The following is a 15,324-nucleotide window of genomic DNA, read 5'->3' on the forward strand; positions in this document are numbered from 1 at the left end:
CGGGGCGGAGACGTCTGAAACGGTCGGGGGGCCAGGGGTCAGTCGGCGGCGGTCCGGGGCGCGGCCCGCGGTGGGGGCGCGGAGTCGTAGCAGCGGGCGTCGAGGGCGGAGGCGATCTCCTGGGCCGACTCCAGGGTCCGCACCAGCAGGGGCACCAGCACGGCCACCGGGCTGTTGTGCAGCCCGCGGGCGAACTGGGCCTCGCGGACCTCGAGGTACTGGGTGCGGATCTGCGGGATGAACCGGATCGTCATCGACAGGGCCAGGCTCATCTGGGCCGGGTTCAGCCCCAGGCGCCGGGTCGGGGCCAGCAGCCGCTCGAACAGGGCCAGCATCTGGGCGAAGGTGGTGGACAGGCTCACCGCCCAGGCGAACAGGCACAGGCTCAGCAGCCGCAGCGCCGCCACCGCCGCCGCCTCCCAGGTCGTGGTGAACCCCAACGTGAGGAAGACGACGCCGACGATGAGCAGCAGCCCGGCCAGCAGCCGCGCCAGACGGGTGACCGGGGTGCGGGTCGCCCCGGCGGCGGCCACGGCCAGGCCGAAGACGGCGAGCTGGACGCCCAGGTGCGTCACGGCGTAGATGCCGAGGCTGGCGGCGAACAGGAACGCGAACTTGGGACCGGCCGGGATCCGGGCCAGCACACCGGTGGGCCCGGCACGGTGGAACCCACCGGCACCGTGGGGCCGGGCACCGTGGGGGCGAGCGGCGCTGTTGCGGGCGTCCTGCTGCCGGGCCGCGCCCATCAGTCGCTGATCCCGCAGTAGAACGCGACGGCCGGTCCGGGGGCGCCGTCGAAGGCGATCCGGCCCTCGTGCACCACCAGCACCCGGTCGTAGCCGCCGATCAGCTCCAGGTCGTGGGTCACCACGACGGCGCGCTGGTCGAGCTCGTCGATGGTGGCCTGCAGCCGGCGCCGGTTGCGCCGGTCGAGCATGGTGGTCGGCTCGTCGAAGACGATCGTGGACGGCTCCATCACCAGCACCGAGGCCAGGGCCACCAGCTGCTTCTCGCCCCCGGACAGGGCGTAGGACTCCCGCTCGGCCAGGTGAGGAATGCCCAGCCGCTCCAGGACCCCGTCCACCCGGGCCGAGAGCTCGGCCCCGCGCAGGCCCAGGTTCTTCGCCCCGAAGGCGAGGTCCTCGGCCACCAGCGGCATCACGATCTGGTTCTCCGGGTTCTGGAACACGAAGCCCACCTGGCGCCGGATGCGCTTGGCGTCGGTCGCGGTGGACAGCCCACCGATCTGCACGGTGCCCCGGGTGGGCAGCAGCAGCCCGTTGAGCAGGCGCACCAGGGTGGACTTGCCCGATCCGTTGAGCCCGATCACCGCGATCCGCTGTTCGTCCAGGCACAGGTCGACGTCGCGCAGGACGTCCTGGCCCTCCCGGGTGACCGTGACCCCGGTCAGCCGGATCGCCGAGGACCGGGTCCCCGGCAGGACGGAGGGCTCCGCCCGGCGGGACCGGTCCCGCAGCGGATGCTTGATCGACACCGTGGAAACCGTCCTCTCCTCGTCCTGCTCAGCGGCCGGCGGCCGCTGCCGCGCCCCGGTGCGTCCCGGAGGCGTTGCCGCCGCCCCGGGACGCCTGGGTCCCGGGACGTCTCAGTCCCGGGGTGCCGGCTCGAAGTACAGATCGGCGTGCAGGGCGCAGCCCGGGTTGAACCGGGCCGCGCACCGCGGACAGCCGTCCGCGGCCAGGTACTCCCGCACGGAGAGCTCGTGGCCGCAGACCCCGCAGAGCACGGCCTCGGCGTCCTGCTCCTCGACCGGCCACTGCGCCGCCGGATGGCCGGCGGTCTCCTCGTGGCACAGATGACAAGGGTAGTACGCCCGGCAGCACCAGAACTTGATCGCGATCACGTCCAGCGGCGTGCGGTAGTGCACGCACCGCGTCTGCTCGTCGACAGGACGTCCCAGAACCCGTCTCACCGCTGCCCCTCCCGTGCCGCGGCCGGTCCGGGTCCTCCCGCGGGAGGACCCGGACCGGCCGCTCGTGACTTCCGACGACGTCCACTGTACGGAGCCGCAGCCGCGCGGCGGAGGACCACCGTGCGGTGGGTGCGGGAGCTCAGCCGAGCAGGATCACGTCCAGCGTCCGGGGCCCGTGCACGCCCTCCACGCGCTCGAGCTCGATGTCCGAGGTCGCGGACGGCCCGGAGATCATGGTGACCGGGGCCGTGGGCTTCACCAGGGCGAGGGCCTCGGGGATCAGCTCGACCACCGAGTCCAGCGGCACCACGCAGATGTGGTGGTCGGGGACCAGGCTGATCGCCCGGCGGCCCTCGTCGGGACGGCCGGTGAGGAAGATGGTCCCGGTCTCGGCGCAGGAGACGGTCGAGGACGTCACCACGGCGTCCACGGCGTTGAGCTCCCGCACCCCGAGCGCGGAGGCCGCCCGGGCGTCGTTGGGATCCACGATGACCCGCCGCATGCCGGACTCCTCGGGCAGCCAGGCGCGGTCCAGGCCCTCGGGCACCACATAGCGGGCGGAGGCCCCCAGCAGCTCGGCGATCCGTCCCGGCAGGGTGGCGGGGGTCTCGTGGTGCACCGAGGCCTTGTAGTCGACCAGCCGGTCCTCGAGCATCTCGACGACCTCCTCGTGCGGCCGGTCCGAGGTGCGGCGGTAGGTGCGCTCCGCCGGTGCGGGCGCGGGCGTGTCGTGCAGCGCCCCGCGGATCCGGTTGAGGATCTCGGTCCTGGCGTCGGTCATCGCTCTCCCCCGTCGTGCTGGGTGTCGTCCGCGGGCCCGTCCTGCGGGCCGCCGGCGGCGCCCGCCGTGGCGGCGGCACCGGCTGCGGCGTCCGGACCGTCGGTGACGGGGCCGCCGTCGGCGGCCACCCGCTGCTGCGTCTCGTCGGCGTGCTTGGCCCACCAGTTGCGGAAGGACTCCTTCGGCGGGGCGGGGATGTCCCGCTCGTCGGTCCAGCCGCCGGCCGTGCCGGGCAGCCAGCTGATTGCGCGGTCCTTGCCCGCCACGGCCCGGCCCAGCGGGAGGGCCTTCTCGGCGAGCGCCATGCGCTTGCCGGAGGACATCACGAAGGACGCCCCCTTCATCATGAGGTCCATCTCGGACGGGGCCTGCGGCAGGCGCCGGGTGCGGGCCGGTGCCGCGGCGGCGCCGTCGTCGGAGCGTTCGCCGTGCTGGGTGCGCACGTCCTCGTCGCGCAGGTGCACGAGGATCTCGGGGATGTTGATCTTCACCGGGCACACGTCGTAGCAGGCCCCGCACAGCGAGGAGGCGTAGGGCAGGGAGGCGTTCTGCTCGGAGGTGATGCCGGTCAGCTGCGGGGAGAGGATCGCCCCGATGGGCCCCGGGTAGGTGGAGCCGTAGGCGTGACCGCCGGCCTGCTCGTAGACGGGGCAGACGTTCAAGCACGCCGAGCAGCGGATGCAGTGCAGCGCCGAGCGCCCGGCGGGGTCGTCGAGCACCGCGGTGCGGCCGTTGTCCAGGAGCACCACGTGCACGTTCTGGGGGCCGTCCCCCGGTGTCACGCCGGTCCACATCGAGGTGTAGGGGTTCATCCGCTCCCCGGTGGAGGAGCGCGGGAGCAGCTGCAGGAACACCTCGAGGTCCTGGAAGGTGGGCACGATCTTCTCGATGCCCATCACGGTGATCAGGGTCTCGGGCAGGGTCAGGCACATGCGGCCGTTGCCCTCCGACTCCACCACGGTCAGCGTCCCGGTCTCGGCCACGCCGAAGTTCGCCCCGGAGACCGCCACGGAGGTGGAGAGGAACTTCTCCCGCAGGTGGGTGCGGGCGGCCTCGGCGAGGTCCCGGGGCTCGGACGTGAGCGTCTCGTCGGTCTCGGCCATCTCGGCCAGGAAGATGTCGCGGATCTCGTGCCGGTTCTTGTGGATCGCCGGGACCAGGATGTGGGACGGCTTGTCGTGGCCCAGCTGGACGATCAGCTCGGCCAGGTCCGTCTCCGTGGCGGTGATCCCGTGGCCGGCCAGGTGCTCCTCGAGACCGATCTCCTGGGTGGCCATGGACTTGATCTTGATGACGTCGGTGGACCCGGTGGCCTGCACGAGCTCGGTGACGATCCGGTTGGCCTCCTCGGCGTCGCGCGCCCAGTGCACGGTGCCGCCGCGGGCCGTGAGGTTGCGCTCGAACTCCTCGAGCAGGTGCGGCAGGTTCGCCATGACCTGCTCCTTGATCGCGGAGCCGGCGGAGCGCAGCTCCTCCCAGTCGGGCAGCTCCCCCGCCACCGCGGCGCGCTTGCCGCGGATCGTGTGGGTGGCGTGGCGGATGTTGGCGCGCATCTGCGTGTTGCCCATCTCGGCCTTCGCCGCGGCGGGGAACGCGGTCTGCGCGTGCAGGTTCCCCTGGCCGTGGACGGGGCGGACGGCGGGCATGCCCAGGGCCGTGCGGCTCATCGAGCTCCTCCGGTCGTGCGGGGGGCCGAGGACGACGCCGTGCGGCGCGCCCCCGGCCCCGGGATGGACAGCTCGACCGGCCCGGAGACCTCGAGCGGGTTCTCGCGGGTGGACGCGAGGATCTCGGCGAAGTGGACGGTGCCCGGCCCGGAGTCCCGGCGGGCCATGGCCCCGCCCAGGTGCATCAGGCAGGAGGCGTCTCCCCCGGTGCACAGCTCGGCCCCGGTCGAGACGATGTTGTCGATCTTCTCCTCGGCCATCGCGGCGGAGACGTCCGGGTTCTTGAAGGAGAAGGTCCCGCCGAAGCCGCAGCACTCCTCGGCGTCGGGCAGCTCGACGAAGTCGATGTCCCCGACCGAGGCGACCAGGTCCTTCTGCCGGTCCCCCAGGCGCAGCAGCCGCATCCCGTGGCAGGACGGGTGGTAGGTGACCCGGTGGGGGAACCAGGAGCCGAGCTGCGCGGCCGCGTCGTGCACGCCGAGCACGTCGGTCAGCAGCTGCGAGAGCTCGTAGGTGGTGGCGGCGACGGCCGCGGCCTCCTGGGCGAGGTTCTCGTCGCCGCCGGCGCGGGCGATCATCGGCTGCTGGTGGCCCAGGGAGGCGACGCAGGAGCCCGACGGCGCTACGGCGACGTCGTAGTCCGCGGCGGAGAAGGCCTGCACGTGGTTGCGGACCACGGGCAGGGCGTCGTCGAAGTAGCCGCTGTTGACGTGCATCTGGGAGCAGCAGCCCTGACCGGGCGGGAACACCACCTCGTGGCCGAGCCGCTCGAGCACCCGCACGGTGGCCAGCGCGACCCGCGGATACATCGCGTCCACGATGCACGTGGCGAACAGGGCGATTCTCATGGGACCTCCGGGGGACGGGACAGGGGCGACGACGACGGGCTGCCGCATGTGGTCTGACCATGCTAGACCGGTGAACCCCGTCACACAATCGACCGGCGCAACGATCGCGCCGCCTCGGGAGAGCGGTTGGCCGTGTGACGTGTCTCATGTACTCTTCGTGGTCAGACCATTGTGGTCCGACCATAGCCGTGACGCGTACCCGGCCACCCACGCACCGTTCCGTCCGTCCCCGTCCCTGGGAGTCCGAGTGACCACCTTTACCGCGATGACCGATGCCGTCGGCGGGAGCGTCGCGCTCTCCGCCCTCGTCGGCACCATCCCGCTGCTCACGTTCTTCGTCATGCTGCTGGGCGTCAAGGCCCGCGCCCATGTCTCGGGCGCCACCGCACTGCTGGCAGCGATCGTCGTCGCCGTTCTGGCCTTCGGCATGCCACTCTCCCTGACGCTGCTCTCCGCCACCCAGGGCGCGGTCTACGGCCTGTTCCCCATCGTGTGGATCGTGGTCATGGCACTGTGGTTCTACCAGGTGACCGTCCTCAGCGGCCGCTTCGAGGACCTGCGGACCATCTTCGACACCATCGGCGGCGGGGACCTGCGCATCCAGGCCGTGCTCATCGCGTTCTGCTTCGGCGGCCTGCTCGAGGCCCTCGCCGGCTTCGGCGCGCCCGTCGCGATCACCGCGACCATGATCCTGGCGCTGGGGCTCAAGCCCCTGAAGACGGCCACCGTGGTGCTCATCGCCAACACCGCGCCCGTGGCGTTCGGCGCGATCGCCATCCCGATCACCACTGCCGGCGTGCTGACCGGTCTGGACCCCGCGCGGATCGGCGCGGTCGTCGGCCACCAGGCGCCGTTCTTCGCGGTCATGGTGCCGTTCATCCTGCTGTTCATCATCGACGGCGTGCGCGGGCTCAAGGAGGCGTGGCTGGCCGCGCTGGTCATCGGCGTCTCCTTCGCGATCGCCCAGTGGTGGTGCGCCACGTACTTCTCCTACGAGCTCACCGACGTCGTGGCCTCCCTCACCGGCCTGGCCGCCGCGGTGATCCTCCTGCGCTTCTGGCGTCCCAAGGGCGCCGACGCCGTCCGCACCCGCCTCGGCGTGGAGAAGCCTCCCGCACCCGAGGGGCTGACCCCGGCACGCGTGTGGATGGCCGTGCTGCCCTACGTCCTGGTGGTCGCGGTCTTCGGCCTGGCCAAGCTGTGGACCCTCGGCGTGAACATCCCGGGGGCCCTTGCCGCCACCGACATCTCCATCCCCTGGCCGGGCCTGCACGGACACCTCGTCAACGCAGCCGGCGAGCCCGTCACGAGCACCATCTACAAGTTCCAGTGGCTCTCCAGCCCGGGCACACTGCTGCTGATCACGGGGCTGCTCGTCGCCGTCATCTACTCGGTGTTCCACGGCAACGGCCGCTTCCGGCTCTCGGTGGGCAACGCCGCGGCGGAGATCGGGCGCTCGTTCTGGAAGATGCGCTTCTCCGCCCTGACCATCATGAGCGTGCTCTCCCTGGCCTACGTCATGAACACGTCCGGCCAGACCATCTCGATCGGTACCTGGGTGGCCGGTCTCGGCGCGGCCTTCGCGTTCCTCTCCCCCGTGCTCGGCTGGCTGGGCACCGCGGTCACCGGCTCCGACACCTCCGCCAACGCGCTGTTCTCCAACCTCCAGAAGACCGCAGCCGAGGGCACCGGCCTCGACCCGCACCTGATGACGGCGGCGAACACCTCCGGCGGTGTGGTGGGCAAGATGATCTCGCCGCAGTCCCTGGCCATCGCCGCGACCGCGGTGGGCATGGAGGGCAAGGAGTCCGCCATCTTCCGCTCGGTCATCTGGTGGTCCCTCGGCCTGCTCCTGCTGCTGTGCACCCTCGTGTTCCTGCAGTCCAACGTGCTGGCCTGGATGGTCCCCACCTCCTGAGCACCCCGGCCCGGGGCCCCGCTGGACCGACCGGTCCGGCGGGGCCCTGTCGCTTCCCTAGACTGGTCCGCGTCCGCCCATCCCCTGAGGAGCCCCCCGTGCCCGCAGCCGCACGCATGTACACCGTCGTCCTCGACTGGCTCGAGGAGCGCCTGCGCTCGGGCGAGATCTCGGTGGGCGACAAGCTGCCCGGGGAGCGCCACCTGGCCGAGGAGTTCGGCATCTCCCGCGCCTCGGTGCGGGAGGCGATCCGGATCCTCGACGCCATGGGACTGGTCCGCTCGTCGACCGGGTCCGGGCCGAACGCGGGGGCGATCGTCATCGCGGAGCCCTCGGCCGCGCTCGGGTGGGCGCTGCGGATGCACGTGGCCAACCGGTCGCTGCCGGTGCGGGACCTCGTGCAGACCCGGCTGCTGCTCGAGACCCAGTCCGCCCGCGAGGCGGCCACCGCGGCGGAGACCCCGGGGCGGGCGGCGGTGCTCGGGCGCGCCGCGGAGCTCGTGGCCGCCATGGAGGACCCGGACCTGCCGGACGAGCACTTCCACGCCCACGACGCGCAGTTCCACATCCTGCTCGCCTCCCTGGCCGGCAACGTGGTGGTCGAGACGATCATGGCCTCGCTGCGCCAGGCCACCATCGGGTACGTGCAGGAGACCGTCGCCGGTCTGGACGACTGGCCGCAGGTGCGCCGCACCCTGCAGGAGCAGCACCGCGAGATCCTGCGTGCCTTCCAGGAGCGCCGGGGCGAGGACGCCGCCGCCGCGCTGCGGGAGCACATCACCTGGTTCTTCGGCCACAGCGCCGCCGCTCAGGAGGGGCAGGGCCGGCGGGCGTGACCGGACGACCCTGAGGACTCAGGCCCCCGAGCCCGGGTTGACGACCCGCAGAGGCGCCGGACGCACGAGAACGGCCCCACCGGTTCCGGTGGGGCCGTTCTCGTCTGCGAGGTCCGCGGAGCAGATGTTGCACGGTAGGGGGCCATCGGCCGAGGGGGGTGCAAGGTGATCCAGGCCTTGCGCGGCCACATCCCGGGTCCAGGGGGGACTGTCCCGGGGCGGCCCCCTACCGTGAGCAGGTCGGTGGACCATCCGGTCCGGGGCTCGGCCTCATGGGGGGTTGGGCCGTGCGCCGTGGGGATGTCTCTCACTCATCCACCGACTTTTCTTCTCTGCTCGCACTGACAACTATGCCGGGTTTGCTAATGCAGATGAATGCACTTTCGTCTACAACTTTCCTGGACTTCCGTCCGGACCGGGACTGCGGACGGGGCCCCAGACTCAGAGATCGCGCAGCTGCGGATCGACGAGCCCGCTCTGGTACGCCTTGATCAGCGCCTGCACCCGGTCGCGGACCCCGAACTTCTCACAGACCCGCCCGAGGTAGGCCTTCACGCTGCCCTCGGAGACGTGCATCTGCTCGGCGATCTCCCGGTTGCTCAGACCCTGCGCCAGGAGCGTCACGGTCTCCATCTCCCGGTCGGTCAGCAGGGAGCGCAGGCCGTTGTCCGCTGACCGCGCCGGCTGCTGCTGGTCCGGTACGGAGATGACGTTGTCCGCGAGCGCGCGGGCGATCGCCGGAGAGAGGGCGATCTCGTCGTTGAGCACCTGGTTGACGGCGTCGATGATCTCGTCCGGCCGGGCGTCCTTGACCAGATAACCGGCCGCGCCGGCCCGGAGGGCCGGCACCACGAACTCCAGCGTGGAGAACGTGGTGAGGGCCAGCACCTTGGACCGGGGGCTGCGCGAGGTGATCTCCCGGGTGGCCTCGATCCCGTCCATCACGGGCATCTTCATGTCCATCAGCACCACGTCCGGGTCGATGGCCAGACATCGGTCCACGGCCTCGCGCCCGTTGGCGGCGGTCCCGATCACCTCGAACCCCGGCTCGGCCGAGAAGAAGGACTTCAGGGCCTCCAGCATCAACGGCTGGTCGTCCACGACAAGCACTCTGCAATCAGTCACCCGCACAGTCTATTTTTGGATGTCCCCCAAAGTGCAACACGTCATATTCGACAAAAGTCACAAATGGTCTGGACAAAGGTCGATAGGTCCGTTCGGTTAACGTTGGCAAAATGGAATGTACCAGGGCAGCACACCCCCCTGGCAGCCGGGAGATCTCTCCCCCACCCCGGCCGCCACCCCCCGATCCGGTGCTGTCCTCGTGATCCAAGGAGCCCCCCATGAAGAAGAAGATCCACAGCGCCATCGCCGCCACGCTCGTCGCCGCCACCCTGGTGGCCGTCCCCATCGCCCCTGCGAACGCCGCACCGCGTTACGTGGTGTGCGGCTGGTGGCCCGCGATCTGCCGATGAGGTATCAATTCAGGTGTGGCTAATGTAACTGCATCGTTGGAACGCGCACCGCGCACAGCCGGGAAGACCTCGTTCTTCCACGCCGAGCCTCTTGCTTGGTGGCTGTCCGCGGTGCTCGTCCTTTTTGCCCTCGTGACCATGATGGACGATCTGCGGTATTTGCTCAGCAACTTCAGTGGTTCTGCGCCCCTGGAGATCATGTTCGCCGTGGACAGCGTCCTGTCCTACGCCGTCATCGGCCTGGTCGCGTGGCGGTCCACCTGGGCGTCCGTGGCGTCGATCTCCTGCTTGATCTCATCGCTGATCCTGCACGACAACGGGGCGGCGATCATCGCCGCCGCCGTGGTGACGGTGTCCGTCCTGGCTACTGCGACGGACCGGTTCATCAGGGTCCACCTCCTCGTCTACTTCGCCTGGGTCGTTGCGGCCGCGTCGGTCCGCGAAGGAGGGTTCGACGGGACCGTCTTCTGGAATCTGCTCATCCCCCTGCTCCTGGTGACCCTCGTCGGAGGTGCCGTGCGCTACTTCGCGCAGCAGCGGCGACGCAGTGAGCAACGGGTCCGGGACCTCGAGATCCTCAATGTGCGGCTCCGGGAGGACGAGCGGCAGGCGTTGGCCCGCGACCTGCACGACGTCGTCGCCCACGAGCTCACCCTCATCACGATGCAGACCATGAGCCGGCGCCGCTCCGGGGACGTGGGCGAGCTGCACCAGGTCCTCGAGACCGTGGAGGGCGCCGCCCGCTCTGCGCTGCACGAGCTGCGGGTCATGCTCCGGCTGCTGCGCAACGAGAACGAGGGTGAGCACCCGCGGGACGTCACGGGCGCCGGCCTGTCCATCGGCAGCCTGGAGCACGTGGTCACGTCCCTCGCGGCGAGCCTGCGGGACCTGCGCTTCGAGCCGGAGGTGGTCATCACGGGCGATCTCGAGGCCATGCCCACCACCGTGCGCGGCACGGCCGCCCGGATCCTGCAGGAGGCGGTCACCAACATCATCAAGTACGCTCCGGCCGGCTCCCGCTGCCGGATCGAGGTGACGGCGGACGAGCACGAGCTGTGCCTGCGCGTGGCGAACCCCCTGCCGCGCAGCACCCAGCGCCTGGGCAGCCACTCCTCGGTGATGTCCTCGGGGCTCGGCCTGCGGGGCATCACGGAACGTGTCTCCCTGCTGGGCGGTCACGCCGAGAGCGGTGCCGCGGACGGCCAGTGGGTCCTCGACGTGTGCCTGCCGGTGGACCGCAGGGAAGCCCTGTGACCGAGCGCGCCGAGCCGGACCCCGGCCTGGCACGGCGCGTGGCGGACGTCGTGGCCGCCATCCCCCCGGGCCGGGTGCTGTCCTACCGGGACGTCGCGGAGCTCGCGGAGTGCCGCTCGGCACGCCTCGTGGGCACGCTCATGGCGCGCAACCCCACCGGCGAGAACCTCCCGTGGTGGCGGGTGGTCACCGTGCAGGGCACCCTCGCCGACCACCTGCAGGCCGAGGCCCGGGACCGGTACCGCGAGGAGGGCACTGCCCTGCGGGAGGACGACCGGCACCTCGTGCGCGTGGACATGGGCCGCGCCCAGTGGATGCCCGACTCCCCCGGCGCCTGACGCCGCCCGGTACCGCCGGCGTCAGTACTCGAGCGGGCCGGCCACCTCGAACAAGTTGCCGTCCGGGTCGAAGGTGCGGCCGGTGAGCCGCTCGAACGCCTCGACGTAGCGCGCGCGGGTCCGCTCCACCACCTGGTCCGGCAGCGAGGGCACGGGGCCGGTCCCGTTCCAGCCGGACTCGTCCGAGCGCAGCCAGTCCCGCACGTACTGCTTGTCGAACGAGGGCTGGGCCTTGCCCGGCTCATAGGTCTCGGCGTCCCAGAAGCGGGAGGAGTCCGGGGTGAGGACCTCGTCCCCGAGGGTGATCGCGCCGCGGTAGGAGTCCAGGCCGAACTCCACCTTGGTGTCCGCCACGATGATCCCCCGCTCGCGAGCGATCCGCTCAGCGGCGGTGTAGATCTCCAGGGTCAGCTCGCGCAGCCGGTCCGCCACCGCGTGGCCCACGCCGTCGGCCATCTCCTGGAAGGTGATGGGGAGGTCGTGCTCGCCCACCTCCGCCTTGCCGGTCGGGGTGAAGATCGGCTCGGCGAGCCGGGAGCCGTCCACGAGCCCCGGGGGCAGCTCGATCCCGCAGACCTCACCGGTCTCCCGGTAGTCCTTGAGGCCGGAACCGGTCAGGTAGCCGCGGGCGATGCACTCCACGGGGAACATCGACAGGTTCTTGCAGACGATGGCCCGCCCCCGGACGGACTCGTGCACGTCCGTCGACAGGACGTGGTTGGGCACGGCCGCGAGCTGCTCGAACCACCACAGGGACAGCTGCGTCAGGATCTTGCCCTTGTCCGGGATCTCCGTGGGGAGGATCTCGTCGAAGGCGCTGATCCGGTCGGTGGCCAGCACCAGGACCGAGCCGGCCCGGTACTCGGCGTCGTCGTAGATGGCCACGCCCGTCGCCCGCAGCCGCGACTCGTCGGGGACGTAGAGCTCCCGGACCTTGCCCGAGTAGATGTGCCTCCACCCGGGGATCTCGGGTGGGGTGGTGACGGTGCCCTGCTCGCTCATGCCTGCTCCTGACGGGGACGGGGGGCGGAGGCGCCGGGAACGGTGACCAGCCCCCGGGCGGCCTTCAGCGCGATGTCGGTGCGGTGCTGCGAGCCCTCGAGCGCCACGAGCCCCACGCCCCGGTAGGCGCGCTCGCGGGCGTCGTCGAGGTCCGCGCCGAGGGCCACGACGGCGAGCACCCGCCCGCCGGCGGAGACGATCCGCCCGGCGTGCTCGCCCTCCGGGGCCACCGCGGTGCCGGCGTGGACCACGTGCACGCCCTCGAGCGCCTCGGCGTCCTCCAGCCCGCCGATCGGGTCGCCCTTCCGGGGGCTGTCCGGGTAGTCCTGCGCGGCGACGACCACCGCGACGGCCGTCTCGGGCCGCCAGCGCAGCCGCTCGGCCTCGTCGAGGCGCCCGGCGGCGGCGTCGTGCAGCAGCCGCCCGAGCGGGGTGGTGAGCCGGGCCAGCACGGCCTGGGTCTCGGGGTCCCCGAACCGGGCGTTGAACTCGATGACCCGCAGACCGCGGGTCGTCACGGCCAGCCCGCAGTACAGCACGCCCACGAACGGGGTGCCGCGGCGGCGCATCTCGTCGACCGTGGGGCGGGCCACCCGCTCCACGACCTCCTCCACGAAGCCCTGCGGCAGCCACGGCAGCGGCGTGTAGGCGCCCATCCCGCCGGTGTTGGGGCCCTCGTCGTCGTCGTGGATCCGCTTGAAGTCCTGCGCGGGGCTCAGGGGGATCACGCGGGAGCCGTCGGTCAGCACGAACAGGGACACCTCGGGCCCGTCGAGGAACTCCTCGATCACCACGCTCCCGCCCGCAGCGAAGCAGGCGGCGGCGTGCTCGAGCGCCTCCGTGCGGTCGGCGGTGACGACCACGCCCTTGCCGGCGGCGAGCCCGTCGTCCTTGACCACGTAGGGGGCGCCGAAGGTGTCGAGGGCGTCGGCGGCCTCCTCCTCCGTGGTCGCGACCCGCGCCATCGCGGTGGGCACCCCGGCGGAGGCCATGACCTCCTTGGCGAACGCCTTGGAGCCCTCGAGCCGCGCCGCGGCCCGCGAGGGACCGAAGACGAGGAAGCCGGCCTCGCGCAGGGCGTCGGCCACCCCGGCCACCAGCGGGGCCTCGGGGCCGACGACGACGAGGTCCACCGCGAGCTCGCGTGCCAGCGCGGTGGCCGCGGCGGGGTCGTCGGCGTCCACGGCGTGCACCGGGACGAGCTGCGCGATCCCGGCGTTGCCCGGCGCGCAGTGCACCTGCTCGACCTCGGGATCTGCCAGCAGTGCGCGGATGATTGCGTGTTCGCGGCCTCCGGGGCCCAGTACCAGAACCTTCACGCCCTCAGGCTAGTTGGCGGCACCGGGAAGTGGCACATCGTTCCCGGCATGCGGGCACGGCCCCGGCCCCGCCGGGAATTCCCGTCCCCGCTGACATACTGGGGCGATGCAGACCTTCACCTCGGACCGTGCCGTGGACCTCGCCGTGCTCGAGCGCAGCGGCTTCGTCGAGTCCCGCCACCGCGGCTCCGCCGTGGTCCTGGACCCGGACGGGGCCGTGGCCGTCGAACTGGGCGACATCGGCACCCCGATCTTCCCCCGCTCCACGCTCAAGCCGTTCCAGACCATCGCCGCCATGAAGGCCGGCGTCCCGCTGCGCGGGGCCCAGGTGGCCATCGCCTCCGCGTCCCACATCGGCTCCTTCGAGCAGCTCGACGCCGTGAGCTCGATCCTGACGGCCGCCGGCCTGACCGAGGACGCGCTCCAGTGCCCGCCGGACTGGCCCGAGGACGAGGAGGTTCGCACGGAGCTCGTGCGGGCCGGCCGCGGCAAGAGCCGGATCTGCATGAACTGCTCCGGCAAGCACGCCGCGTTCCTGTGGGCCTGCACCGAGAACGACTGGCCCACGGACAGCTACCTGGACCCCGAGCACCCCCTGCAGCGGACCGTGCTGGAGACCGTCGAGGAGTTCTCCGGCGAGCGCGTGGCCCACGTGGGCGTGGACGGGTGCGGCGCCCCCCTCGCGGCGATCTCCCTGACCGGCCTCGCCCGGGCGTACTCGACGCTGGGCCGGGCAGCGGGCAATCTCGACGCCGACGCCCGCGCCGCCACGGTCTCCCAGTGCATGCTCGACTACCCGGAGCTCGTGCACGGGCGGGGCAGGTACAACACCGTGGTCATGGAGGAGCTGGACGTCGTGGCGAAGCTCGGCGCGGAGGGCGTGCTCGCGCTCGGCACCCGCACCGGGTGGTCCGTGGCGCTCAAGGTCCTCGACGGCGGGTCCCGCGCCAACGCGCTCATCGGCCTCGCCCTGCTCGCCCACGCCGGGGCCGTGCCCGCCGCGGCGGCCGCCGCGGTGATCGGGCAGGTGGTGCGCCCGGTCATGGGCGGGTCCCGCCCCGTGGGCCGGCTCCGCCTGGCGGACCCCCTCCTGGAGCTGCTCGGCCCGGAGCTGGTCCGGGCGCTCGGGCAGGACTAGGCCGTGGCCCGCCGCCGCGTCGACCCCGCGGACGGGACCCTGGCCCTGAGCGCCTGGCGCGCGGACCCGGACGGCACCCCGCGCCGGACCGTGGCCACCGCCGTGCGCTACACCCTCGAGGAGCTCGCCGAGCGGGTGCCCGGCAACAGCGTGGAGGTGCGTGTCCCGCCCTTCGGCGTGACCCAGTGCGTGGCGGGGCCCCGGCACACCCGCGGGACCCCGCCCAACGTCGTCGAGACCGACGCCCGCACGTGGCTCGGCCTGGTGACGGGGGCCGTGACCTGGCCGGAGGCCGTCGCCTCGGGGGCCGCTGTGGCCTCGGGCACAAGGACCGATCTCGCGGACGCCCTCCCCCTGTTTCCCCGGTAGCCTTGAGGGCATGAGCTCCACTCCCTCCTCCCCCTCCGCGCGCCCGTCCCCGCGGAAGCTCCCGCGCCGGCGCCGCCGGGTGCGGGCGGCCGTGCCGCTGGCCGCCTCCGGCAGCCAGCAGATGACCCTGCGCCGCGCCCCGAACATCTGGGCGTTCGTCCTGCTCGGCGGCGTCCTCGGCGCCGTGGTGGGCGTGCTCGTGGGGCTGTCCGGCGGAGGAAGCGCGGAGTTCACCCAGGGGGCCGTGACCCTGTTCATGGTCTCCGTCTGCACGGTCCTGGGCCTGGCGGCCGGCGCCGTCCTGGCGCTCGTGCTGGACCGGGTCTCCGTGGCCCGGGCGCGGGCCGTCACCACCGAGGTCGTGGACGGGGACGACGTCGCCCCGTCCGGGGCGACGGGCGACGCGCCCCGGCCCACCGACCCCCGAAGCTCGAGAGAAGGCTGAT

At 72.2% G+C, this 15,324-nt stretch carries 17 protein-coding genes; 8 read left to right on the plus strand and 9 right to left on the minus strand.

All coding sequences use genetic code 11. From position 1 onward, the window contains the following. Positions 1 to 38: 38 nt before the first annotated feature. From RF644_RS00110 to RF644_RS00135, 6 genes are all read right to left on the minus strand, one after another. Complete coding sequence (locus RF644_RS00110) at positions 39 to 746, minus strand: energy-coupling factor transporter transmembrane component T (RefSeq protein WP_368794888.1); 708 nt, start codon at positions 744 to 746, stop codon at positions 39 to 41. Next, complete coding sequence (locus RF644_RS00115) at positions 746 to 1,495, minus strand: energy-coupling factor ABC transporter ATP-binding protein (protein WP_368794889.1); 750 nt, start codon at positions 1,493 to 1,495, stop codon at positions 746 to 748. Before RF644_RS00115 ends, RF644_RS00110 begins: the two co-directional genes overlap by 1 nt. 111 nt (positions 1,496 to 1,606) lie before the next feature. Then, positions 1,607 to 1,933 (minus strand): CHY zinc finger protein, encoded by a 327-nt coding sequence (locus RF644_RS00120; protein ID WP_031282541.1) that lies wholly within the window; start codon positions 1,931 to 1,933, stop codon positions 1,607 to 1,609. Between the two features lie 139 nt (positions 1,934 to 2,072). After that, positions 2,073 to 2,714, minus strand: a complete 642-nt coding sequence (locus RF644_RS00125) for an LUD domain-containing protein (protein WP_017832559.1) — start codon at positions 2,712 to 2,714, stop codon at positions 2,073 to 2,075. Further along, positions 2,711 to 4,381: a lactate utilization protein B gene (locus RF644_RS00130; protein WP_368794890.1), complete on the minus strand. Its 1,671-nt coding sequence runs from the start codon at positions 4,379 to 4,381 to the stop codon at positions 2,711 to 2,713. The genes RF644_RS00125 and RF644_RS00130 overlap by 4 nt, the downstream gene beginning before the upstream one ends. Beyond that, entirely contained in the window at positions 4,378 to 5,229 is an 852-nt protein-coding gene (locus RF644_RS00135) for a (Fe-S)-binding protein (protein ID WP_368794891.1), read from the minus strand. The genes RF644_RS00130 and RF644_RS00135 overlap by 4 nt, the downstream gene beginning before the upstream one ends. A gap of 247 nt (positions 5,230 to 5,476) precedes the next feature. On the opposite strand from RF644_RS00135, the gene RF644_RS00140 reads away from it, so the two are divergent. Beyond that, on the plus strand, positions 5,477 to 7,147 hold the full coding sequence (locus tag RF644_RS00140; protein WP_368794892.1) for an L-lactate permease: 1,671 nt from the start codon (positions 5,477 to 5,479) through the stop codon (positions 7,145 to 7,147). A 116-nt stretch (positions 7,148 to 7,263) separates the two neighbouring features. Further along, entirely contained in the window at positions 7,264 to 7,983 is a 720-nt protein-coding gene (locus RF644_RS00145) for a FadR/GntR family transcriptional regulator (RefSeq protein ID WP_368795362.1), read from the plus strand. Positions 7,984 to 8,424: 441 nt separating this feature from the next. Here RF644_RS00145 and RF644_RS00150 read toward each other — a convergent pair whose 3' ends face one another. After that, positions 8,425 to 9,108, minus strand: a complete 684-nt coding sequence (locus RF644_RS00150; RefSeq protein ID WP_368794893.1) for a response regulator — start codon at positions 9,106 to 9,108, stop codon at positions 8,425 to 8,427. Between the two features lie 218 nt (positions 9,109 to 9,326). Here RF644_RS00150 and RF644_RS00155 point away from each other — a divergent pair, with 218 nt between their 5' ends. From RF644_RS00155 to RF644_RS00165, 3 genes are read left to right on the plus strand one after another with little or no spacing between them, the layout of a single operon-like run. Then, a complete protein-coding gene (locus RF644_RS00155) occupies positions 9,327 to 9,458 on the plus strand; it encodes a hypothetical protein (RefSeq protein ID WP_017832565.1) in 132 nt (43 codons plus the stop codon). Positions 9,459 to 9,494: 36 nt separating this feature from the next. Further along, on the plus strand, positions 9,495 to 10,712 hold the full coding sequence (locus tag RF644_RS00160; RefSeq protein WP_368794894.1) for a sensor histidine kinase: 1,218 nt from the start codon (positions 9,495 to 9,497) through the stop codon (positions 10,710 to 10,712). Then, positions 10,709 to 11,050: an MGMT family protein gene (locus tag RF644_RS00165; protein ID WP_368794895.1), complete on the plus strand. Its 342-nt coding sequence runs from the start codon at positions 10,709 to 10,711 to the stop codon at positions 11,048 to 11,050. The genes RF644_RS00160 and RF644_RS00165 overlap by 4 nt, the downstream gene beginning before the upstream one ends. A 21-nt stretch (positions 11,051 to 11,071) precedes the next feature. On the opposite strand, the gene RF644_RS00170 is transcribed toward RF644_RS00165, so the two are convergent. Together RF644_RS00170 and purD are read right to left on the minus strand one after the other, a co-directional pair. Beyond that, on the minus strand, positions 11,072 to 12,052 hold the full coding sequence (locus tag RF644_RS00170) for a phosphoribosylaminoimidazolesuccinocarboxamide synthase (protein ID WP_368794896.1): 981 nt from the start codon (positions 12,050 to 12,052) through the stop codon (positions 11,072 to 11,074). Beyond that, on the minus strand, positions 12,049 to 13,371 hold the full coding sequence (purD, locus tag RF644_RS00175; RefSeq protein WP_368794897.1) for a phosphoribosylamine--glycine ligase: 1,323 nt from the start codon (positions 13,369 to 13,371) through the stop codon (positions 12,049 to 12,051). Before purD ends, RF644_RS00170 begins: the two co-directional genes overlap by 4 nt. Before the next feature lie 106 nt (positions 13,372 to 13,477). Here purD and RF644_RS00180 point away from each other — a divergent pair, with 106 nt between their 5' ends. The 3 genes from RF644_RS00180 to RF644_RS00190 are packed head-to-tail and all read left to right on the plus strand — an operon-like array spanning position 13,478 to position 15,323. Then, positions 13,478 to 14,509, plus strand: a complete 1,032-nt coding sequence (locus RF644_RS00180) for an asparaginase (RefSeq protein WP_017832570.1) — start codon at positions 13,478 to 13,480, stop codon at positions 14,507 to 14,509. A 3-nt stretch (positions 14,510 to 14,512) separates the two neighbouring features. After that, entirely contained in the window at positions 14,513 to 14,878 is a 366-nt protein-coding gene (locus RF644_RS00185) for a sterol carrier family protein (RefSeq protein ID WP_017832571.1), read from the plus strand. Positions 14,879 to 14,888: 10 nt separating this feature from the next. After that, complete coding sequence (locus RF644_RS00190; RefSeq protein WP_368794898.1) at positions 14,889 to 15,323, plus strand: hypothetical protein; 435 nt, start codon at positions 14,889 to 14,891, stop codon at positions 15,321 to 15,323. Position 15,324 lies beyond the last annotated feature (1 nt).

It is taken from the genome of Kocuria sp. CPCC 205258 (assembly GCF_040981005.1).
Taxonomy (GTDB): Bacteria; Actinomycetota; Actinomycetes; order Actinomycetales; family Micrococcaceae; genus Kocuria; species Kocuria rosea.